This window comes from Holophaga foetida DSM 6591 (assembly GCF_000242615.2).
Taxonomy (GTDB): Bacteria; Acidobacteriota; Holophagae; order Holophagales; family Holophagaceae; genus Holophaga; species Holophaga foetida.
Genome location: NZ_KI912268.1, coordinates 2,917,596 through 2,936,979, shown reverse-complemented (window position 1 = coordinate 2,936,979; position 19,384 = coordinate 2,917,596). Strand labels below are relative to the sequence as shown.

Below are 19,384 nucleotides of genomic sequence, written 5' to 3'. Positions count from 1 at the left end.
GCTTTTATCCTTTCGATCCTGTACATCCTGTTCAAAGATTTTCGACAGGGTTTACGGATGGCCAGGATAAAGAACGAGGCGTGGAGGCTCAGAAAATCCGCAGCATGGTCACGGTCCCCTGCACCGCTTTGGCGTCCGGCAGGTCGCTCTGGAGGCCAATGCCCAGGTCCAGACGGATGGTGGTGAAGTACCAGAAGCCCGGCAGATCCCCCGCCACCCCCAGGCCCGTAAAGCCGTAGTCCTGGTGGTCGTCCAGGTTGCGGAGGCGGGCATGGTCCAGGGAGAGGCTCAGGCGCAGGTTCGGCAGAGGGGGGAGGGTATAGCCCACCTTGACGTAGCGCAGGGACTCGGCGCTGATGGCGTCCCCACGGATGCCCGCAATGCGCACGTCCCCCCCGAAACCGCTGGCCGAAAGGGACTTGAAGCGGTCGAAGCCTCGCCCGGCGGCGTAGCCCCCGGCGAAGCTCACCCAGGAACGCCCCGCCAGGGCTAGGTCGTAGCCCAGGCCGCCCCCCCAGCGCCGGAATCCACCCTCATCGGGAACGGCCTGGGGGGCGCTAGCCAGGCCGTAGGTGCCCTCGGGACGGTGTCCAGCGCCGTAGTAACCCGAGGCGCGAAAACCCCGGAACTGCCACCGCAGCGTGCCCCTGGTCTCCAGCGTCCAGCCCGAGGGGGGAAGGGCGAAGCCGGAGCTCCGGTATTTCTCCTCCCCCTGCATGAAGTGGTCGTATTGGAAGCCCTCACGGGCCTCAACGCGGAAGCCCAGGCCCAGATCCCGGGCCAGCCCCAAACTCAAGACCCCGTACGTCCGGGCCACGCCCTCGCGATCCAGGAGCTCCCCGTCCCGCACCGGCCGTTCAGTGCGGGGAAGGAGCATGACCTGGGCCTGGGCCTCCAGATCGAAGCCCGCTGCGAGATTGGGTACCGCGACGGATCCGGCGTTGAAGACCCCGGCAGTGATCCCCGTAAGCTGAATGCCCCGGTCCAGAGCGTTGAAATCGAAATAGGCCAGGCCCCCGAGGGGCATCACTGGCATGGATTGACCCGGATCCATGAGAAGCACCAGCCCCAAACCCTTGCCCGAACTGCGGGGCTTCTCCTCGATCTTCCGCGTGCCATCGGGCTGATTGACGTAGTAGCGCAGGCCCTCGGCAGTCTGCTTGAGCATGGTGGCCTTGGAGCCACGGGCCTCCTCCCGGGCCTTCTCGAAGCCCGGATCCCCCACACGCACCTGGGAGTAGACAAGGTGGCGCTGGACCTGGGCCACGCCCCCGGGGGTGACCCAGCGCTCGAAGGTCTGAGTATCCATGACGCGCCACAGCCCCGGTGCGGGTTCACCGTAGGTGAGCACCCGGCGCTCGGACTTCACCATGCCAGGCAGCCCAGTGCGTTCGCTGCGCTCCACCAGAACCCGGCCTGTGGCCTCCTCCACCACCAGTTCCCCTTCGTAGAGCTGGGGATCCTTGTCCACCGGACGGAAGCGCACGCGGCGCCGATTCGGCCCCTCGGGCCCGGCATCCTCGTAGCGGTATCGCTCCGTCAAGACCAGGGCCACCGGAGCCGCGATGCTGGTGCGGCTCTCAACGATCGGGACCTGGAGCCCCTTGCTCAGCTTGGCTTTCACTCCGTTGAAACGGAGTTCCTTCTGCAGCAGTTCCTCCCCTTCCCCAGCCTTCTCGAAGCTGTGGAAGGCGAAACCCAGGTCCATCCCCATCCCCTGTTCCGCCTGGATATGGAGGTCCACCTCCAGGTGCCCCTCCTGGGTGCTCAGGGCGCTGCGGTCCCGAAGCTGGGTGGCCCGCATCAGGGCCATGAGGGCCGGGATGTCGTAGTCCTCCGCAGCGACGACAGCCACCTCGTGGCGGGAGCCGGGAGGCGGCGCGGATCTCCATTCCCCATCAACCCAGCACCAGCGAAGGGCTTTCCCGGTCCGGTCGCGGAGGGTCAGATCCCCCAGACCGCCCTCAACCTCAGCAAAGCCTGGGGGGATCACGGATGCCAGACGAGCGGCTGCCCCCCCGGCGGGAACCACCAGGCGTCCGCCATCCCCCAGGAGGGCGGAAGCCTCTGGGCCAGCCTCTCGGGGCAGCCACAGGAACCAGGGTCGCCCGGGGAACTGGGTCTGGGCCGCCGCCAGGGTTCGACGCCATTCGCCAGGTTCACCCCCCAAGGCATCAGGCCCCAGGAATCCGCCGTGGACGGCCCCCCAGGCGCTTTCCGCCATGATGGCAGGAGCCCCCGGATCGTAGGCCAGGTAGAGGGTCTGACCGGGGTTCTGGGCCCGGAGGGCTTGGCTGGCAGCCAGGAGCAGGGGCAGACGGTCGGCGTTCCGGGGCAGCAGGATACGGACGGAAGGGGCGGCCTTCAGCCCCGCAATACGCGCACCCCAGACCTGCCGGAGCTGCTCGACCCTGGCGACATCCCTGGCATCCCCGGGAACCAGTGCCGCCGCCGCCGCATCCCTGAGGTCCAGGAGGATTGGTGTATCCAGGCCCACCTGGATGGGAGGCTGGGCGCCGAGGCTCAATACCAGGGCAGGGATCAGGGCTGCGGAACGAAGGCGCATGAAGGTTCCATCCGGTCTCATCCTCTCAGTCTACGAGGCTCAGGCCTTTGCGGTTATCCTCAACATTCACTCTTCTGCAAGGTTCCATGAGGTTCACGGTCACCTACACCACCCCCAACGGCGAAGTCCTCAAGCGAGACTTTGACGGTGGCACCGCCGATGAGATCCGGCATCGGGTCCAGGGGGAGGGAAACTTCCCCCTGGAGGTGCGCCGGGCGGCCCTGGACTTCCGCCGCCGCCGGACCCTGAACGCCGAACCCCTGATCCTCTTCAACCAGGAACTCCTGGCGCTTCTCAAGGCGGGCATCCCCCTGCTCCAGGCCCTGGAACTCCTGGTGGGGCATGGCAAGGACGCCCTGCTGCGCAGCTCTCTGGACCAGGTGGTGGAGGGCCTCAAGGAGGGCCTGGCATTCTCCGAAGCCCTGGAGCGGGCTGGCACCTTCCCGGCGGTCTACCGGGCCAATGTGGTGGCTGGCGAACGCAGCGGCACCCTTCCCGAGGTCATCGCCCGCTGGCTGGCCTTCCAGAAGTTCGCCCAGCAGAGTCGGCGGCGGATCGTGGAAGCCATGATCTACCCGAGCTTCCTCTGCTTCGTGCTCCTCATCGCCCTGGTGGTGATCTTCAACGTCGTGCTCCCCAAGTTCGCGGAGGTCTACGAGGGCAGTGGGATAGACATGCCCAAGGCCACCCAGCTCCTGCTGACCTTTGGGAAGGTGATGCGCGAGACGGTCTACATGCAGGTCGTGGTCCTGGTGGTCGCTGTGCTGGCCCTGCGGTGGCTCTTCGGCACCGACGCGGGGCGGCGGACCTGGGAGAAGATCCTTCTGAACATCCCCAAACTCGGGCACCTCTATCGGATGTACCACTCCTCGGTCTTCACCCGCACCCTCGGCGTGCTGCTTTCCGGCGGCATGCCGGTGCTCCAGGCCGTGGAGGTCATCCAGCGCACCTCCGCCAGCGAGCGGATGAAGCAGCGCCTCCTCAACGTGGCTGAGCGTATCCGGGCGGGCACTGCCCTCCATGTCTCCCTGGACCAGTCCAAGCTCCTGGACCCCCTGGCGGTGGAGATGTGCCGGGTGGGCGAGCAGAGCTCGGCCCTGCCCGAGATGCTGGACCACGTGGCCGACTTCTTCGACCAAGAGGTGGAAAAGGCCACCACCGCCGTCACCAGCCTCATCGGCCCAGCCCTCATCCTCTTCATGGGCATCATGGTGCTGGGACTCCTGGTGGCGGTCTACGTGCCCCTCTTCAACGCCGGAAACATGGTGAAGTAGGCTTTCCACGAGGGGCACCGCCAACCGACCGGAACCCCCGGTGAACCGCTCGGGAGCTCAGGTAAACCGCTCAGCCTTCGCGATTGTGGCCAGCGCCAACGCTTGGCCATACTTGGCGAAGGCAACATCACTATTATCAACATATTGAGAATTAAACAGTAAGCCATCGCAAAGAACGGCAAGGGTTGTGGGTGGGTGGGACTGCCTCCGCCTCAGGCCGGACGACGGGCGCCCCCCAAAGGGAGGCGCCCGTCCTGTTCAGCCATGCCATCCCAGAAGGAGATCATCATGAAACGCCCCCTCTCGCTCCTTGGAGCCCTGGGCCTCGCCACGGGCGGATTCGCCGCCGCGCCGGAATACGCTCCAGGACTGAAGTTCAGCGGCTTCCTGAACTACCGGTATGAATACACCGAAAACCCTCGCCTCGCCCTCGAAGACGATATGCGCAGCGCCCCTTCGGCCTACGGCAGCGCCAATATCGACGCCAAGAGCAACACCCGCCTGAACCTCTTCCTCTTCGTGGACAACCAGTTCGACGGCCGGACCCGCTTCCATGCCACCCTGGGTGGCGAGCACCTCTCGGGACGGACGACCAAGACCAACCTGGAGGTCAAGGAGGCCTACCTGGCCACCAAGTTTGGCCCTGCCGAGGCCGCCCTGGGCCGTTTCCTGCCCACCGATGTCCCCATGGGCAGCGCCCCCTACATGGACGGACTCCGGGTCTTTGTGGGCAACGACCGGGTCTCCGGAGTGGCCTATGTCACCAAGTTCGGCAACGCCTTCAGCACCCAGACCTACAACCAGTCCGTCTATGACGCCCTGGTGGCCGCCAATCCGGGGCTGGAAGTCCTGGACATGGTCGGCAAGATGCTTTACAGCACCACCGATGGCCCCAACCTCCACATGACCTTCGTCAACGCGGCCCTCAAGGTCAAGCCCCTGCCGGGCCTGACCCTCGGGGTGGGCTACTTCGCCGATGTCACCAGTGCGGAGGACATTCGGACCTACAAGACCACCACCTTCAGCGCCGAATACAAGCACATCCGCAACAACGTCCCCTGGTTCACGGTCTCGGGCGAGTATGGCCGGAACACCGGCGGCGGCGCCAGGGGCCTGAACACCGATCTGGTCGCCCACACGAGCGAAAGCCCCACCGCCTATCAGGCGAAGCTGAAGCTCCTGGGCGCCCACCCCTTCATGCCGGGCACCGGCGGCTTCCACGTCCAGTACCGCAAGGCCGAGTCCGGCTACGACATCCTGGGCATGGCCAGCCCCGAGACCTGGAACACCCCCTTCAACTGGAGCTCGCCTTCCGGCGGCGGCATGGCCGAAAACCACAAGGGCATCGAGATCGGAGCCGAGCTCACCGTCCTCCCCCGCACGGTCCTCAAGGCCGCCTATGGTTTCATGAAGAGCGACAGCGTTGACACCGTGGCCGCCAGGCTCATCCACCCGGTAGGCGGGACCATCAGCCTTGAGGCCCCCAGCACCGACAAGGAGAACTACTTCACCGCTTCCGTGTTCTACCTCTTCTAGGCAGGAACAGCCTGCGGACGATCCAAGCCAGGCCCCGGGGCCTGGCTTTTCCGTACCCGATCATCCACTCAGCGGACCGTTCGGGCCCCCAGGTGAACCGCTCGGAACGGCCGCTTATGCTCAACTCCGCCGCCCTCCATAGTGGTTTCCGGAGGCAACACCATGATCAAGCAGCTGATTCTTCCCCTTTTCGCCATTACCCTTTCCGCCGCCCAGCCCGCCGCCTGGAACTTCGAGACGGAGACCCCCACCCTGGAGCAGGGCTGGACCGCCACCACCGACCAGATCGTCGCAGGCTCCTCCTTCGTCCAGGTCCAGGCCGAGGCCGAGGCTGGAAACGGCAACACCGCCCTGCGCATCCACGGCGAGGCACGCAAGAACAACAGCAGCCCCGTGAAGGAAGTCCTGCCCTTCGCCGGCGCCATCCACTACTTCAGCGCCACCCCCTTCCGCCCCGCCGACTTCACCCAGGCCAGGACCCTGAGCTTCCGGGCCAAGGGCGCAGGCAGCATGGAAGTGGCCCTCTTCCACAAGGCCACCGGCGTCGCCCCCAGCAGCAAGACCGTGAAGCTGGGCGCCGAATGGAAGGAATACCGCTTCGAGCTCTCCTCCTTCAACGTGGACAAGGCTCAGCTCACGGCCATCGCCTTTGGCAAGACCAGCCAGGGCACCCTGGACATCCTGGTGGATGACATCCGGATCCAGTAGCCATAAAGGCACACGAAAGCACCTGCGCAGGGCGGCGGTGATGGGAAGCAGAGGGGCGCTCGTGCCTCAGCCCATCACCGCTCCACGTTTTCCATGACAATGCCTTTTCCCCAAAGAGCAGGATAATACCTGATGCGCGCCCCCGACGCCCTCCGCCAACTCAAGGCCCGGCTCATGAGCCCCTACGCCTGGATCGCCGTGGCGACCTTCGGGGGCATGAACGCCCTCCTGTCCGCCTTCGTAGAGCAGCTAGCCCCCAACCAGTCGCTTTACGGACACATTATGAGCTGGGTGGGCCGGACCGTGGGCGCCATCGGGTACGGTTTCCTCTCGCCCCTCCCCTGGCAGTGGACCGGGGACGACCGGGAGGTCTGCGGCCACTTCCGGGGGAGCCTTCAGGCCATCCTCTTCGGCGCGGCCCTGTATGCCCTGACCGGGGCGCTGGACCTCTCCCTGGCGCCCCACTTCTCACCAGGAGGCCACACCACCCAGATCTGGAATTTGCCCCGGTCGACCTTCCTCATCCAGATCCTCCTCATGGCCCTGGTGGGCCTCTTCATCACCCGTGGCGAGATGCGGGACCGGGAAAGGATCCTGGCCATGAGCGAGCTGCGAGAGGCCAAGTGGGTCCTGCTCCGGGAGCAGATGAGCCCCCATGTTCTATTCAACACCCTCAACACCCTGGCGGAACTGGCCCGACGGGACCCCGCTGCCACGGAGGAGGCCCTCCTGGACCTCTCGGAGATGTTCGAGCGGATGCTGGCCCTGGGGGACCGCACGATGGTGACCCTCGGCGAGGAGCTGGACATCCTCCGGCGCTACCTCGCCATCCAGGGTCTGCGACTGGGGGAGCGCCTCAGGGTGGAATGGCATTGCCCCGCCAACCTGGACAGCCACCGCCTCCCCCCCCTCCTCCTCCAGCCCCTGGTGGAGAATGCCCTGAAGCATGGCATCGCCAGCCATCCGGATGGCGGCACCCTGCGCATCGATGTGAGCCAGCAGAGGAAGGGACTGAAGGTGACCATCGGGAATACCGGACGCCCCCCGGGGAACCGCCGCCCCGGCGCCACCGGCCTCCGCAATCTGCAAGAGCGTCTACGCTTGGCCTACCGGGGACGCGCCCGCTTCAGCCTGGTACGGAGCGGTGAGTGGACCCTTGCCACCCTTGAACTTCCGGAGGAGCCATGGACCTGAAAGCAGCCCTGAAGGTAGTCCTGGCGGACGATGAGCCCATGGCCCGCGCACGCCTCTCGCGCCTCCTCTCGGAGGCGGGCTGCGAAGTCGTGGCGGAGTTCGGCGAGGGCAGCACCCTCCTGGATTACCTAGCCCAGCGGCCCAGGCTGGACGCATTGTTCCTGGACATCCAGATGCCCGGTCCCTCGGGACTGGAGGTGGCGGCGGAACTGCCCTTCCCGCTCCCCGTGGTATTCGTGACCGCCTTCCGGGAGCACTCCCTGGACGCCTTCGAACTTGACGCCGCTGACTACCTGCTCAAGCCCGTGCGGGCGGAGCGCCTTGCCCGCACCCTGGACCGCCTGCGGGAGGGACTGATCCAGCCCCAGGGAGGCAGTCGGGAGGCCACCCAGGTCCCCCAGCGGGTCGTCATCCGGGCCGGAGAGGGCCTGATCTTCCTGGACCTCAGGAAGGTCACCCACTTCGAGGTGGAGGAGGGCGCGGTCTGGGCCTGGAGCGGGAGTCAACGCTTTGCGACCCAGTGGAAGACCCTCCACGAGGTGGAGGAGAGCTTCCCAGAAGCCCTCCTCTTCCGTATCCAGCGCCACCTCCTGGTACGCCCCGAATGCATCACCGGTCTGCGCCCCCTCCCGGGCAACCGCGCCATGGCCCGCATCGGCGAACAAGAACTGGAGGTCAGCCGCACCGCCACCGCTCTGCTGAAGCAGACCCTCGGCATCAAGGGGGAGTTCGGGAAACGGGAGTGATAAACTATTATTCAACCACCAGGGTGCCAACCTTGAGGGTCAGTTCGTGCTCCCCGGTGCTGTCCAGGTAGATCGAGGTCTTGCCGGAAGTGGCGGCGAGGCTGGCCGCACCAGCGGTGGCCCCGGAAACCGGGCTGAGGGCCACGGAGAAGAGAGGCTTGCTGGCGGTCAGGGCCTGGGTGCCAGTCTTCTGGTAGGCGCCCACCTGGAGGTCGGAGCCAGACAAGCGGCTCTTGAAGAGCTGCACGCCGGTGGTCGGCCCCTGGGTGAAGTCGAGGGCACTGCCTTCCAGGGCGTAGGCGTCCGTTGCACCGCTCGGCTGGACCCACTCCGTGCGCGCCGCATTGCAGCTCAGGAACACCGTGGCCCCCTGCACGGCGGTCCCGGTGGGGCCGTAGACACGGAGCAGTAGGGTGCTGCTGCCATTGGTGGCGGAATCCACCTCCACCCGCCAGTCGGAGCTGGTGGCCGAGGCATTGTTGGTATAGGTAAGCACAGGACCGGAACTGGAACTGGAGCCACCCCCGCCGCCGCAGGCGACGAGAAGAGCCAGGGGGAGGGAGGCGGCAAGGAGGAGTGCAGGGGCTCGCATCGGATCTCTCCCTAGTCCAGGTTGTTGAAGAGAAGGGTGGCATCGGACTCATCGATGGTGCCGTCGCCGTTCAGGTCGTATTCGGGCTGGAATCCGGAGGCATCAGTGGCCCTCGAGGTTCCGAAATACCGCGCAAGCCGCGCCAGATCGCTGAGATCGACGCTGCCATCCACGTTCAGATCGTAGGTGATCACCGTGAAGTCCAACGAGGACTGGGAGACCCCGGCGGGGGTCGTGACGCTTATCTTGCCCGTGACGGCCCCGATGGGCACCGTGGCCGTAATCTGAGTGGCGCTGTTCACTGTGAAAGTGGCCGCAACCCCGCCGAAGGTCACCGAGGTGGCCCCCGTGAAGGCAGTGCCGGTGAGGGTCACGGACGCGCCCTCCAGGGCGGAAGTCGGGGTGAAGCTCTCCAGGTTGGCAATCGACGTCGTCGAAGACAGGTTCACGATGCTCACGGAAAGGAGCGCCATGGATGAATACGAGCCCCCCCAGGTCATGGTGTGATCGCTCTCGTCCCAGGTGTCATGGATGTAGACCAGGTTGGAGGAGGAGTCGTTATATCCGACTCCCACCACCGTGTGCCCCTCGAGGTTGAGCATCACGGGACGACCGGCGTCGATCTCCGCCTTGTACTGGGCGTAGGAGAAGCCCCCGGTGATCTGGTTGTCAGTCGGCTGGTTGTAGCACTCGGTGCAGATGTAGCCCCTGGCCTCATAGAAGCGCTTCCTCCCCAGGGTCCCATCCGGCAGCGAATAGTAGGCCATAACATCGCAGGTCAGGCGATCCGCCGACCCAGAGTAGTTGTAGAACGTCGTGGAACCATCCGTGTTGTCGAAGGCGGACTGGCTGGTCTTCATGTAGTCCCCGATGGCATCGCTCCAGGCGTGCTGGGTCCAGGCCCCGGTGATGTAGGGATCGTCCGCCGCACTGTCGTACAGGACCCAGTAGTCGTCGATGGTGCCCTTGGTGGTCCGGCCATCCACACCATTGTGGGAGGCGATCAGGGGATTGTTCGGATAGGTGTCCCCATTCGTATCGACCCAGGTCGCCCAGGAGCTGTCCGTCAGGGGCATGACGCCGGAGTTCGCGGGACCGGTGTACATGTTCGGGAAGCCGTTCCGATCGTAGTATCCGGCGATCATGGCCCCGGACACCGCCGAGCATCCGAGCTCCCAGGTGAAGGCGGGCACCGTCAGTGCATTGATGCCTGCGGCGGAGTTGGGGGTGGGCAGCGAAACAGCCTGGCGCTGGACCTCGAAGCCGCTCGGCGGGGCGGGCGGGCCGCTGATGAGGACCTCTTTGATGATCTTCCCATCGGAAGCGGTGAGCGTGTTGACCGTGCAGTATACGTTCAGCTTCTTCGTCCCGCTCCTCTGAAGACCATTCACGGGGGAATCGCAGAACCCGAAACAGGGGGACAGCGCGAGCCCCAGGATCAGGGGCAGACTTTTCCGGATTTCCGCAATGGGCACTGTGGGCATGACGTCCTCCCGCTTCAGGGGGTGCAAGGGCTGCAATTGTGAGACGGCATACCATCCCATTTTAAGTAAGGGCAAGGAGCCCATGGATCGGCAAGCAGCAAGGCCCATCTGTTTATTTGACGTGCCGAGCGTGCCATTCCCAGGGTGGGGCAGACTGGCACACCCTTTCCGTCTACCCTGTTCATGAGATGTCTTTCGCTTTCTCCATCCCCATCCAGTGCGTGGCCTTCTGGTCTGAAGAGCCCCTCTTTCTCGATAATTATGTTCAATTTATCAACATAGCCCATGGCGCCCCGGATGTGGCCTTCGTGGAGCCCATGACGCGCCGCCGCCTCGGCAGGCTGGCCCGGGCCCTGATCCACTGCGCGGCCCGGGTGGCCCCTCCCCGGGAGCACCGGATGGTCTTCGCCTCCCGACACGGGGACTGCGAGCGCACCCAGGGCTTGATGAAGGAGGTAGCCGAAGGCGTATCCCTTTCCCCCGCAAGCTTCTCGCTCTCGGTCCATAACGCCACCGCAGGCCAGTGGTCCCTCATGAAAGGCAACCAGGGCCCCTGCTCGGCCCTGGCCGCGGGGCCCGACACCTTTGCCATGGGGCTCCTGGAGGCCGCCATGGCGGCAGAGCAGGCGCCGGACCAGGCGGTGCTCTACGCCTTCGGCGAGGATGAGCTGCCCCAGGTCCACCACCCCTTCGTGAAGGATCTCCCGCCACGCCACGCCACTGCCTTCCTGGTGGACGCCAAGGCCAGCTGCCGACTGGAGCTGAGCCTGAACCCGGAGCGCCGGAACCCGGAACCCGCCACCCAGCTCTCCATTGAAATGGTGCGGGCCCTGGCCGAAGGGCGCGACGTAAGCTGGTGCGGCCCGAGGGGCACCTGGAGCCTCCATGCCTCGTAGCCTCAGGCACCTCGGGAAGATCCTGGCCAGCGCTGTCCTCTTCACCTGCCTGGGGGTAGGCGGCGTGCTCTTCAGCCTCACGGTATGCCCGGCCCTCAGGCTCATGCCGGGCACCCCGGAAACCAAGCGACGGAGGGCCACCCGCCTCATCCGTGGGAGTTTCAGGCTCTTCGTCTGGGGACTGGAGGGCTCCGGCATCCTCAAGGTCCTGCCGGAGGATCTGCCCGATACGACCATGGGCGAAGGGGCCATCATCATCGCCAACCACCCCTCGTACCTGGACATCGTGGTGCTCCTGGCCCTCCTGCCCAATGCCGTCTGCGTGGTGAAGGAAGCCGTCTGGAACAACCCCTTTTTCGGCAGCGTGGTTCGCACCGCGGGCTTCATCCCCATCCGGGATGTGGAATCGGTGCTGGAGGCATCCATCCACGCCCTGGAGCAGGGGCTTCCCCTCGTGATCTTCCCCGAGGGCACCCGCACCCCGCTGGGCACCCCCCCACACTTCCACCGGGGCGCCGCCGCCCTCGCCCTCCAGACAGGGAAGCCGCTCCACCCCCTGCTCATCACCGTAAGCCCCCCGCTCTTGGAAAAAGGCGACCGCTGGTATCATGTTCCAGTGCCCACCTGCCGCTTCCGCGTCTGCGGACGAGTGCCCATGGCCTTTGAGTCAGATGGGACCCCACTCCCCCAGCGGGCCAGGGAAGCCACTCAACAACTCGAAGCCTTCTACCAGCGAGAACTCCATGGCCTCTGCCATCACACCCCATGACGTCAAGGTCTTCATCATCGAGGCCCTCGCCCTGGAGGACATCCAGCCCGAGGACATCCAGGATGATGCCCCCCTCTTCGGCGATGGCCTGGGCCTGGATTCCATTGACGCCCTGGAACTGGCCATCGCCCTGCGCAGGAGCTTCGATGTCCAGCTGGCCGAGGATGCCTCGCTGAAGGAACACCTCAGCAGCATTCGGGCCCTCACGGATTCCCTCAATACCCTTACCCAGCGCTGATGCCCGGAGCACCCATGACCTACAGCAAAGAAGAGATCTACGCCAAGCTTACGAGCGTGCTGGCGGAAACCTTCCAGATCCATGCCGAGAGCATCACCCCCGAGTCCAATCTCTTCAATGACCTCGGCCTGGACAGCATCGATGCCGTGGAACTGGCCATCCAGCTCCAGGGCTACACCAAGCGCCGCATGAAGGCCGAGGAGTTCAAGCAGGTCCAGACGGTCCAGGACGTGGTGGACACCATCCACAAGATGCTTCAGGAAGCCTGATTGAAAGCCCTGGAAGGCCTCTTCGCCCGGGATCTCGCCACCCTGGCGGCCCTCACGCCCGAAGGTGCGGCGTCCCTTGGCGACCTGGCCCGCCGGGCCGCTGGCGTCGCCCGCCTGGCGACTTCCGGGGGGCGCTGGCTCCTGGCCTGTGAGGATGCCTTCCGCTTCGCCGCAGGCCTGCTGGGGCTGGCCCAGGCCGGATGCACCATCGTCCTGCCCCCCAATCTCCTGCCGGGCACCCTGGAGGCCCTGGCCCCCGGAACCCAGGGGATCCTGCGGGACGGGGACATCCAGCCAGCCCCCGAGCCCACCCGGGCGCCCATCCCCGACACGGGCCTGGAATTCTGGACCTCCGGGAGCACCGGGACGCCCAAGCGCGTCCTGCGGCGCTTCTCGGAGGTCGTCCGGGAGATCCCGATCCTGGAGGGCATCCTCGGGGGCAGCTCTCCCGGGGCTCTGGTCCTGGGCACGGTTCCCCACCACCACTTCTACGGCCTCCTCTTCCGCATCCTCTGGCCCCTGGGCAGCGGCCGCCCCTTCGCCGCAGAGACCTGCGGGGATCCGGACCGCTACGCAGCGGTGCTCATGAAGGAGCAGGCGCCCATCCTGATCTCCAGCCCCGCCCATCTGGCACGCCTCCCGGAGCTGGTGGACCTGGATGGCTTCGGAACCCACCCCGCGGTCATCTTCTCCTCCGGGGGGCCCCTGCGGCGGGAGGATGCCCTCCGCTGGCGGCGCTGGGTGCCCAACGGAATCCTGGAGATCTACGGAAGCACCGAGAGCGGTGGCGTGGCCTGGCGCAACCCCGCACCGGAACCCGGCTCCGACTGGTGGACACCCTTCTCCGATACGGTCGTGAGCCTGGAGCCCGATGGGGCCCTCCACCTGCGTTCGCCACGCCTTGAGTCCGGCGGGATGCGCATGGAGGACGCGGCCACCCTCCGGGAGGATGCCCGATTCCAGCTCCTGGGGCGCCTGGACCGGGTGGTCAAGGTGGAGGAGAAGCGCGTCTCCCTGGTGGAGCTGGAGGCCGCCCTGGAGGCCCACCCCGCCGTGCGCCGGGCAGCCGTGACGCTCCTGCCGGGGCGCCGGAGCGTTCTGGGGGCCGCCCTGGTCCTGGCCCCCGGCGAAGACAGCTCCCGACCCGAGTCCCGCCTGGAACTCGGTCGGCGCCTGCGCCAGCATCTGGCCCTCCGCTTCGATCCCGCCGCCCTCCCCCGCCGCTGGCGCTTCCTGGACCAGCTCCCTTTCGATGACCGGGGCAAGCTCCGGGCCCAGGATCTGGCGGCCCTTTTCGAAACCTGCGAAGAGGCCCTGCCATGATGCCCCTACCCTCAGCCCTGGAAGCCCTCGCCCCCGGCCACTACCGCTTCCAGGTGGAAGCCGACCACCACGTCTTCCAGGGCCACTTCCCCAAGGAACCCATCGTTCCCGGCCTGGCCCAGGTGGACTGGGCCATCCAGCTGGGCGAACGGGACTACGGCCCCCTGGGGGCCTTCACGGGCATCAGCAACCTCAAGTTCCAGCGGATCATCGTGCCGGACGAAGCCATCGAGCTGCGGCTGACGCCCAACCCTGTCAAGCACACCCTCGCCTTCGAGTTCCAGGGCGCCGACGGGCGCAAATCCTCCGGAACCCTCACCTTCGAGAGCCGCCCATGAAGTCCTACCTCCGCTCCGAGATCACCCTGGAAGTGCCCTTCCACGACGTGGATTCCATGGGCATCGTGTGGCACGGCCACTACGTCAAGTACCTGGAGATCGCCCGCACGGCCCTGATCCGCAGCATCGGCCTGGACATCCCCCAGATGGAGGCCGTGGGAAGCGTCTGGCCCATCGTCTCCTGCGAGATGAAATACGTGCGCCCCCTTCGCTACGGCCAGAGCTTCCGGGTGCGGGTGGACCTGCTGGAGCACCAGAACCGCATCAAGATGGGCTACCTGCTCACCGACGCGGCCAGCGGCGAGGTGCTGAACCGCGCCACCACGGTCCAGGTGGCCGTGAAGGCCGACACCGGGGAACTGATCTTCGAAACGCCCTCGGGCCTCTTCGACCACCTGGAACTCCAGGACCTGCCATGAGACGCCTCGCCCTCGTGGTCCTGGCCGCCCCTCTGGCCGCCCAGACCGCAGATGCCCTCACGGCCCACCTGCGAAATACCCCCCTCCTCCACGCGGACTTCACCCAGACCCGCCACCTCAAGGCCCTCACCCGCCCCCTGGTTGCCAGGGGCACCGTGGTGGTGGACCGTCAGCGGGGGATCATCTGGCAGGTTCTCAGGCCCCTGAACCTCACCTACGTGGTGACCCCCCAGGGGGTCCTGGAGGTGGGGCCCGATGGCCGAAGGAAGACCCAGACCACCAAGGACGCCCCCATGGTGGCCCAGATGGGACGGATCATGCAGGCCCTCGCCGAAGGGCGCTGGAGTGTGCTGGAGGACTACTTCACCCTCAAGGCCCAGGGCACCCCGGGGCGCTGGGAGATCCGCCTGAGCCCCAAGCCCGTGGCGGCCTCCTTCATCAAGTCTGTGGTGGTGAAGGGCGGCAGGGTACTGGAGCGCTTCCAGATCGAGGAGCCCGGCGGGGACCACTCCGAGGTGGTCTTCGGCGCACCCAGACTCGATCAGCCCCTGAGCGAGGCCGAGGCCCGCCTCCTGAACCTGAAGTGATGCGCCTCCGGGGCTGGATCTGGATCCTGGTGCTGGCTCTCCTGGGCAGCTTTGCCGCCCTGCGGATGCGCAGCGGCCACGCCATCGAAACGGACCTCCTGGCCATGCTCCCGGCGACGGAGCGCAACCCGGTGGCCGAGGATGCGGTGCGGAGCCTGGCCCAGGCCAGCGGAAACCGGGCCATCTTCCTGGTGGGGGGTGCCGAGCCGGAGCGCAGCAAGGCGGCGGCCCTGACCCTGGCCAAAGACCTGGAAGCCTCCCAGGCCTTCCCCCAGGTGCAGGGGACCCTCAAGGATGTGGATCCCGGTGTGGTGCCACGCTTCTACACCCCCTACCGCTTCGGCCTCCCGCCCCAGGAAGCCACCCCGGATGACCCGGAGGCCCTGCTCGAGCATCTCCAGGCCCGCCTGGCCTCGCCCCAGACCGCCTCCTTCGGGCTGGGGCTGGCCCAGGATCCCCTGGGGCAGATGGAGGGATTCCTCGCCCAGCTCCCCCTCAATTCCAGCCGCATGCAGATCCAGGACGATCTCCTGGTGCTCCAGGGCAAGGACGGGCTCTACGTCCTCTGCACCGCCGCCCTGAGCGGTTCCGCCTTCGACCCCAAGGTCCAGGAGAGCACCCGGCTGGCGGTCGAAAAGGCCGAGAAGCACCTAGCCCAGGCCTTCCCAGAGGTGAAGCTCCTGCGGACCGGGGCCGTCTTCTACGCCATCGACGCCCGCACCCGAGCCGAGCGCGAGATGCACCTGATCTCCGGGATCAGCCTGGTCTGCATCTTCCTCCTCCACCTCCTGGTCTTCCGCAGCCTGCGCCACCTCCTCCTGGGCCTTGCCAGCATCGGGGCGGGGCTGGTGACCGCCGCCGCCGTATCGCTGATCTTCTTCGACAAGCTCTACCTCCTCACCCTGGTCTGCGGGGCCAGCGTCCTGGGGGATGCGGTGGACTACTCCTTCCTCTACTTCGCCAACCACTTGGCCTACAGCGGCGAGGGGGGACCGCCCCCTCGCCAGGTTCGCTCTTCGTCCCCCCTCGCGCTCCCCCACGCGGTGTCCGAGCCAAGCCCGGACACCGCGTCTGCCGGGAACACATGGGAGCCCTGGGCCGCCCTGCGCCGGATCCGCAAGCCCCTGGTCCACGGCTTCCTGACCACCATGCTGGGCTACCTGGCCCTCATGCTGGCCCCCTTCCCGGGGCTCCGGCAGATCGCCCTCTTCTCCATGGTGGGCCTCCTGGGGGCCTTCATCACCCTCTTCTGCATCCTGCCGAACTTCCTGGCGGAACCGGCCCATCCCCGTCCACACATCCTGAAGGGCATCCGTGGGCTCATGGCCCGGGCCCAGTCCCTGGCCCAGAGCAGGCGGGTTCCCCTCACCCTGGCGGCCCTGGCCCTGGTCCTGGGGGGGCTCGCCCTGCGGGGCCGCATCCATGACGATGTCCAGGGCTTCATCCGCCCCTCCGCCCGCCTCCTGGCGGAGGAAACCCGGATCAGGGAACTGACGGGCTTCTCCAACCAGGGGATCTTCTACCTGGTGGAGGGGACCGATGAGGCCGAGACCCTGGCCCGGGAGGAGGCCCTGGTGGCCCGCCTGCAGCCCATGATCAGCCAGGGCGAGCTGGACAGCCTACAAGCCGTTTCCAGCTTCGTGCCCTCCCCCCAGCGCCAAAGGAGTGAACTGGAGGCCCGTCGACGCAGGGCCCCGGCCCTGGAAAGCGCCCTGAAGCAGCTGGGCATGCGACCCGAGGCCATCCAGACACTACGCCAGGACCTCGCCAAGAACCGCCTGCTCACGGTGGAGGACTGGCTCCAGGCCCCCTTCTCGACCCCCTTCCGGCACCTCTGGATGGGAAAGACCAATCAGGGCACGGCCGCACTGGTGGTGCCCATGGGGACGGCGGAAGGCCCCCGGCTGCGGGAAGTCGCCCAGGGGCTCCCCGGCGTGGTCCTGGTGGACAAGGCCGCCAGCGTCTCCACCATGCTGGCCAAGGATCGCCGCATGGCCACCTGGAGCCTCGGGGGCGCCCTGTTCCTGGTCTGGGGGCTCCTGGCTCTCTGGTACGGGCCCCGGGCCGGCTTCTGGCTCATCGCCCCCCCCCTGGTGGGCATCCTCCTGGCCCTGGCGGGCACGGCCCTTGTCGGGGCTCCCCTCAACCTCTTCAGCGTCCTGGGGCTCTTCCTGGTGCTGGGCTGGGGGGTGGACTACACGGTCTTCCTCCGGGGATGCCAAGGCAGGGACGGCGCGGGCGTCCTGGGCGTGACCCTCGCGGCCTTCCTCACCCTGGTCTCCTACGGACTGCTGGCATTCAGCCACACACCAGCCCTGAAGGGCTTCGGCATCGTGCTGGGCTGGGGCGTCCTGGGGACCTACCTCACCAGCTTCCTCAGCCTGCGGAGCCGCCCATGAAACGCCTCCTGCTCCCCCTCGCCCTGCTCCTCTGCCTGGCTTGCGCCTCCGGCGACAGAATCCGTCTGGGTTGGGACGCCTCCTACCGCTTCGCCCCCACGGGTCCAACCTTCTTCGCCAACCAGCTGGTGGTCGTCACCCTACCCGACGCTTCGGAGCAGAGCTTCCTGTGCACCGTGGAAGCCAAGCCCGACAGCCTTGCGGCGGTGGCCTCCACCCCCCTGGGGCAGACCCTCTTCACGAGCACCCTCAGGAAAGGCGTCGTCTCCACAGAGGCCCACCTGCCCCTGCCCGCCAAGGCCAAACCTGAAATGCTCCTCGCGGCAATCCAACTGGCGGAGTGGCCTGTCGAGGAACTCCGGAAAGGGCTGAGCGGCGATCTGGAGCTGAAGGAGGAGGGCCCCCTCCGCACCCTGCTCAAGCACGGAAGCCCCTTCCTCCTCATCCGCCGAGAGCAAGTGCCGAAGGGCGCGAGGAGTGTCGAAGCCCCGGATTACCGCGTGAAGGTCATGATCATCCCCCTGGAAGAAGCCCCATGAGCCGTCAGCCCGTCTTCCTCTCCAGCCTGGGACTGGTCAACGCCCTGGGCCTGGGCAAGGCGGCAGTCGCCGATGGGCTCTTCCGGGGCGAGACCGGCGGCCTGCGCCTGGAGGAGGGCTGGATGCCGAAGGGCCCCGCCCGCGTAGGCCGGGTGTATGCGCCCCTCCCGGAGCTCCCCCCCGGCTTCGCTGCCGATGCCAGCCGCAGCAGCCGCCTGCTCCTGGCGGCCCTTGGGGAGATCAGGGACGACCTGGAGCGCGAACTGCGCCTCCATGGCCGGGGCCGCATCGGCGTGGTCCTGGGCAGCAGCACCTCGGGCATGGGCGAAGGCGAAAGGGCCGTGGCCCAGTTCATGGAGCAGGGAAGCCTCCCTCCGGAATTCCACTACCGCCAGCAGGAGATCGGCCGCCCCGCCCCCTTTCTGGCGGAATACCTGGGACTCGAAGGCCCCGCCATCACCCTCTCCACCGCCTGCACCTCCAGCGGCCGGGCCATGGCCACGGCCCGGAACCTCCTCCTATGCGGTCACTGCGATGCCGTGGTGGTGGGGGGCGTGGACGCCCTCTCGAAGGTCACGGTGAACGGCTTCACCGCCCTGGAATCCACCTCCCAGGACCTGTGCAACCCCATGAGCCGGAACCGGAAGGGCATCAACATCGGCGAAGGGGCAGCCCTCTTCATCCTGCGCCGGGAAGCCTCGGAGATCGCCCTCCTGGGCATTGGTGAGAGCTGCGACGCCTACCACGTCTCCTCCCCCGACCCCACGGGCGAAGGCGTGGTGCGGGCCATGGGCATGGCCCTGGGTCAGGCCGGGCTCACGAGCAGGACCCCGCTCTACCTGAACCTCCACGCCACCGCCACCCCCAAGAACGATGAGATGGAGGCCCGGGCCGTGGCCAGGGTCTTCCCGGAAGGCATCCCCTGCAGCGGCACCAAGCCCATGACGGGGCATACCCTGGGAGCCGCCGCCGCCACCGAACTGGCCTTCTGCTGGATGGCCCTTCAGGATGCGTGGAATCCGAAGGGGCTCCTTCCCCCTCACCTCTGGGACGGCCAGCAGGACGAAAACCTGCCCGCCCTGGATCTGGTGCAGCCCGGACGTCAAATGGGCGCGGTCCGGACCTGCCTCTCCAATTCCATGGCCTTCGGCGGCAACAACATCAGCCTGGTGCTGGGCAGAAGTATTGATAAATAAACAATAACACAAAGGCTGCGGAGCCTTCCGCTTTCCCGATTACCGACATTGCTCAGCCTAAAAAGACATGAGCTGGGATACAACGGATAAAAGGGATGAAAAACGGCTAACAGAAGGGTTGGCGCTCTGGCCAGGTTCAGGAAGGGAAAGGGGGCGGAGGCACGTTTGCGTGCCATAGCCCCCTTTCCCTTCCTGAACGCGTGCGGCTTTGCCGCGCGCCCCCGCAAAGCGGGGCGGGCCAGAGCGCCTCTGTGGACCATCGTTGCCCGCTAACTGCTTTATCCTGTTCATCTCTTTCATCCCAGCTGGCT

19 protein-coding genes are annotated in these 19,384 nt (G+C 66.7%); 16 read left to right on the top strand and 3 right to left on the bottom strand.

Features of this window, described 5'->3' with window-relative positions; translation table 11 throughout:
- Positions 1 to 88: 88 nt before the first annotated feature.
- Complete coding sequence (locus HOLFODRAFT_RS0213150) at positions 89 to 2,566, bottom strand: hypothetical protein (RefSeq protein ID WP_005036045.1); 2,478 nt, start codon at positions 2,564 to 2,566, stop codon at positions 89 to 91.
- A gap of 86 nt (positions 2,567 to 2,652) precedes the next feature.
- Between HOLFODRAFT_RS0213150 and HOLFODRAFT_RS0213145 the strand changes: the two genes are divergently transcribed.
- The 5 genes from HOLFODRAFT_RS0213145 to HOLFODRAFT_RS0213125 all read left to right on the top strand — a co-directional run bounded on the left by HOLFODRAFT_RS0213145 (position 2,653) and on the right by HOLFODRAFT_RS0213125 (position 8,024).
- On the top strand, positions 2,653 to 3,840 hold the full coding sequence (locus tag HOLFODRAFT_RS0213145; RefSeq protein WP_005036044.1) for a type II secretion system F family protein: 1,188 nt from the start codon (positions 2,653 to 2,655) through the stop codon (positions 3,838 to 3,840).
- Positions 3,841 to 4,128: 288 nt separating this feature from the next.
- The gene (locus HOLFODRAFT_RS0213140; protein ID WP_005036043.1) at positions 4,129 to 5,376 is read left to right on the top strand and encodes a hypothetical protein; all 1,248 of its coding nucleotides are present in this window, start codon (positions 4,129 to 4,131) and stop codon (positions 5,374 to 5,376) included.
- Positions 5,377 to 5,538: 162 nt separating this feature from the next.
- Positions 5,539 to 6,084, top strand: a complete 546-nt coding sequence (locus HOLFODRAFT_RS21245) for a hypothetical protein (protein ID WP_005036041.1) — start codon at positions 5,539 to 5,541, stop codon at positions 6,082 to 6,084.
- Positions 6,085 to 6,216: 132 nt separating this feature from the next.
- Entirely contained in the window at positions 6,217 to 7,278 is a 1,062-nt protein-coding gene (locus tag HOLFODRAFT_RS25555) for a sensor histidine kinase (protein ID WP_005036039.1), read from the top strand.
- Positions 7,269 to 8,024, top strand: coding sequence for a LytR/AlgR family response regulator transcription factor (locus HOLFODRAFT_RS0213125; RefSeq protein WP_005036038.1), 756 nt, complete (start codon positions 7,269 to 7,271; stop codon positions 8,022 to 8,024). The genes HOLFODRAFT_RS25555 and HOLFODRAFT_RS0213125 overlap by 10 nt, the downstream gene beginning before the upstream one ends.
- A gap of 7 nt (positions 8,025 to 8,031) precedes the next feature.
- Here HOLFODRAFT_RS0213125 and HOLFODRAFT_RS0213120 read toward each other — a convergent pair whose 3' ends face one another.
- A complete protein-coding gene (locus tag HOLFODRAFT_RS0213120; RefSeq protein WP_005036037.1) occupies positions 8,032 to 8,616 on the bottom strand; it encodes a hypothetical protein in 585 nt (194 codons plus the stop codon).
- An 11-nt stretch (positions 8,617 to 8,627) separates the two neighbouring features.
- On the bottom strand, positions 8,628 to 10,100 hold the full coding sequence (locus HOLFODRAFT_RS0213115; RefSeq protein WP_005036036.1) for a dockerin type I domain-containing protein: 1,473 nt from the start codon (positions 10,098 to 10,100) through the stop codon (positions 8,628 to 8,630).
- Between the two features lie 188 nt (positions 10,101 to 10,288).
- On the opposite strand from HOLFODRAFT_RS0213115, the gene HOLFODRAFT_RS23305 reads away from it, so the two are divergent.
- The 11 genes from HOLFODRAFT_RS23305 to HOLFODRAFT_RS0213065 are packed head-to-tail and all read left to right on the top strand — an operon-like array spanning position 10,289 to position 19,073.
- Complete coding sequence (locus HOLFODRAFT_RS23305) at positions 10,289 to 10,996, top strand: beta-ketoacyl synthase chain length factor (RefSeq protein WP_005036035.1); 708 nt, start codon at positions 10,289 to 10,291, stop codon at positions 10,994 to 10,996.
- Entirely contained in the window at positions 10,986 to 11,765 is a 780-nt protein-coding gene (locus HOLFODRAFT_RS21230) for a lysophospholipid acyltransferase family protein (RefSeq protein ID WP_005036034.1), read from the top strand. The genes HOLFODRAFT_RS23305 and HOLFODRAFT_RS21230 overlap by 11 nt, the downstream gene beginning before the upstream one ends.
- Entirely contained in the window at positions 11,740 to 12,003 is a 264-nt protein-coding gene (locus HOLFODRAFT_RS0213100) for a phosphopantetheine-binding protein (RefSeq protein ID WP_005036033.1), read from the top strand. The genes HOLFODRAFT_RS21230 and HOLFODRAFT_RS0213100 overlap by 26 nt, the downstream gene beginning before the upstream one ends.
- 14 nt (positions 12,004 to 12,017) lie before the next feature.
- A complete protein-coding gene (locus HOLFODRAFT_RS0213095) occupies positions 12,018 to 12,272 on the top strand; it encodes an acyl carrier protein (protein WP_005036032.1) in 255 nt (84 codons plus the stop codon).
- Positions 12,273 to 13,595: an AMP-binding protein gene (locus tag HOLFODRAFT_RS21225; RefSeq protein WP_005036031.1), complete on the top strand. Its 1,323-nt coding sequence runs from the start codon at positions 12,273 to 12,275 to the stop codon at positions 13,593 to 13,595. It abuts the gene before it with no gap.
- Positions 13,592 to 13,933 carry an ApeI family dehydratase gene (locus HOLFODRAFT_RS21220; protein ID WP_005036029.1) on the top strand — a complete coding sequence of 114 codons (342 nt, stop codon included), beginning with the start codon at positions 13,592 to 13,594 and terminating at the stop codon, positions 13,931 to 13,933. The genes HOLFODRAFT_RS21225 and HOLFODRAFT_RS21220 overlap by 4 nt, the downstream gene beginning before the upstream one ends.
- On the top strand, positions 13,930 to 14,352 hold the full coding sequence (locus HOLFODRAFT_RS0213085; protein ID WP_005036028.1) for an acyl-CoA thioesterase: 423 nt from the start codon (positions 13,930 to 13,932) through the stop codon (positions 14,350 to 14,352). The genes HOLFODRAFT_RS21220 and HOLFODRAFT_RS0213085 overlap by 4 nt, the downstream gene beginning before the upstream one ends.
- Positions 14,349 to 14,939 carry a LolA family protein gene (locus tag HOLFODRAFT_RS21215; RefSeq protein WP_005036026.1) on the top strand — a complete coding sequence of 197 codons (591 nt, stop codon included), beginning with the start codon at positions 14,349 to 14,351 and terminating at the stop codon, positions 14,937 to 14,939. Before HOLFODRAFT_RS0213085 ends, HOLFODRAFT_RS21215 begins: the two co-directional genes overlap by 4 nt.
- Complete coding sequence (locus HOLFODRAFT_RS25550; protein WP_005036024.1) at positions 14,939 to 17,338, top strand: MMPL family transporter; 2,400 nt, start codon at positions 14,939 to 14,941, stop codon at positions 17,336 to 17,338. Before HOLFODRAFT_RS21215 ends, HOLFODRAFT_RS25550 begins: the two co-directional genes overlap by 1 nt.
- Positions 17,335 to 17,877 (top strand): DUF3261 domain-containing protein, encoded by a 543-nt coding sequence (locus tag HOLFODRAFT_RS0213070; protein WP_005036023.1) that lies wholly within the window; start codon positions 17,335 to 17,337, stop codon positions 17,875 to 17,877. The genes HOLFODRAFT_RS25550 and HOLFODRAFT_RS0213070 overlap by 4 nt, the downstream gene beginning before the upstream one ends.
- Positions 17,874 to 19,073: a beta-ketoacyl-[acyl-carrier-protein] synthase family protein gene (locus HOLFODRAFT_RS0213065; RefSeq protein WP_005036022.1), complete on the top strand. Its 1,200-nt coding sequence runs from the start codon at positions 17,874 to 17,876 to the stop codon at positions 19,071 to 19,073. Before HOLFODRAFT_RS0213070 ends, HOLFODRAFT_RS0213065 begins: the two co-directional genes overlap by 4 nt.
- Positions 19,074 to 19,384 lie beyond the last annotated feature (311 nt).

Excerpts from the sequence above, each read along its gene's own strand:
- HOLFODRAFT_RS0213125 (WP_005036038.1), top strand. The coding sequence starts at position 7,269 with ATGGACCTGAAAGCAGCCCTGAAGGTAGTCCTGGCGGACGATGAGCCC.
- HOLFODRAFT_RS21230 (WP_005036034.1), top strand. The coding sequence starts at position 10,986 with ATGCCTCGTAGCCTCAGGCACCTCGGGAAGATCCTGGCCAGCGCTGTC.
- HOLFODRAFT_RS21215 (WP_005036026.1), top strand. The coding sequence starts at position 14,349 with ATGAGACGCCTCGCCCTCGTGGTCCTGGCCGCCCCTCTGGCCGCCCAG.
- HOLFODRAFT_RS0213095 (WP_005036032.1), top strand. The coding sequence starts at position 12,018 with ATGACCTACAGCAAAGAAGAGATCTACGCCAAGCTTACGAGCGTGCTG.
- HOLFODRAFT_RS0213145 (WP_005036044.1), top strand. The coding sequence starts at position 2,653 with ATGAGGTTCACGGTCACCTACACCACCCCCAACGGCGAAGTCCTCAAG.
- HOLFODRAFT_RS23305 (WP_005036035.1), top strand. The coding sequence starts at position 10,289 with ATGTCTTTCGCTTTCTCCATCCCCATCCAGTGCGTGGCCTTCTGGTCT.
- HOLFODRAFT_RS0213085 (WP_005036028.1), top strand. The coding sequence starts at position 13,930 with ATGAAGTCCTACCTCCGCTCCGAGATCACCCTGGAAGTGCCCTTCCAC.
- HOLFODRAFT_RS0213115 (WP_005036036.1), bottom strand. The coding sequence starts at position 10,100 with ATGCCCACAGTGCCCATTGCGGAAATCCGGAAAAGTCTGCCCCTGATC.
- HOLFODRAFT_RS0213065 (WP_005036022.1), top strand. The coding sequence starts at position 17,874 with ATGAGCCGTCAGCCCGTCTTCCTCTCCAGCCTGGGACTGGTCAACGCC.
- HOLFODRAFT_RS25555 (WP_005036039.1), top strand. The coding sequence starts at position 6,217 with ATGCGCGCCCCCGACGCCCTCCGCCAACTCAAGGCCCGGCTCATGAGC.
- HOLFODRAFT_RS21220 (WP_005036029.1), top strand. The coding sequence starts at position 13,592 with ATGATGCCCCTACCCTCAGCCCTGGAAGCCCTCGCCCCCGGCCACTAC.
- HOLFODRAFT_RS0213150 (WP_005036045.1), bottom strand. The coding sequence starts at position 2,566 with ATGCGCCTTCGTTCCGCAGCCCTGATCCCTGCCCTGGTATTGAGCCTC.
- HOLFODRAFT_RS0213100 (WP_005036033.1), top strand. The coding sequence starts at position 11,740 with ATGGCCTCTGCCATCACACCCCATGACGTCAAGGTCTTCATCATCGAG.
- HOLFODRAFT_RS25550 (WP_005036024.1), top strand. The coding sequence starts at position 14,939 with ATGCGCCTCCGGGGCTGGATCTGGATCCTGGTGCTGGCTCTCCTGGGC.
- HOLFODRAFT_RS0213120 (WP_005036037.1), bottom strand. The coding sequence starts at position 8,616 with ATGCGAGCCCCTGCACTCCTCCTTGCCGCCTCCCTCCCCCTGGCTCTT.
- HOLFODRAFT_RS0213070 (WP_005036023.1), top strand. The coding sequence starts at position 17,335 with ATGAAACGCCTCCTGCTCCCCCTCGCCCTGCTCCTCTGCCTGGCTTGC.
- HOLFODRAFT_RS0213140 (WP_005036043.1), top strand. The coding sequence starts at position 4,129 with ATGAAACGCCCCCTCTCGCTCCTTGGAGCCCTGGGCCTCGCCACGGGC.
- HOLFODRAFT_RS21245 (WP_005036041.1), top strand. The coding sequence starts at position 5,539 with ATGATCAAGCAGCTGATTCTTCCCCTTTTCGCCATTACCCTTTCCGCC.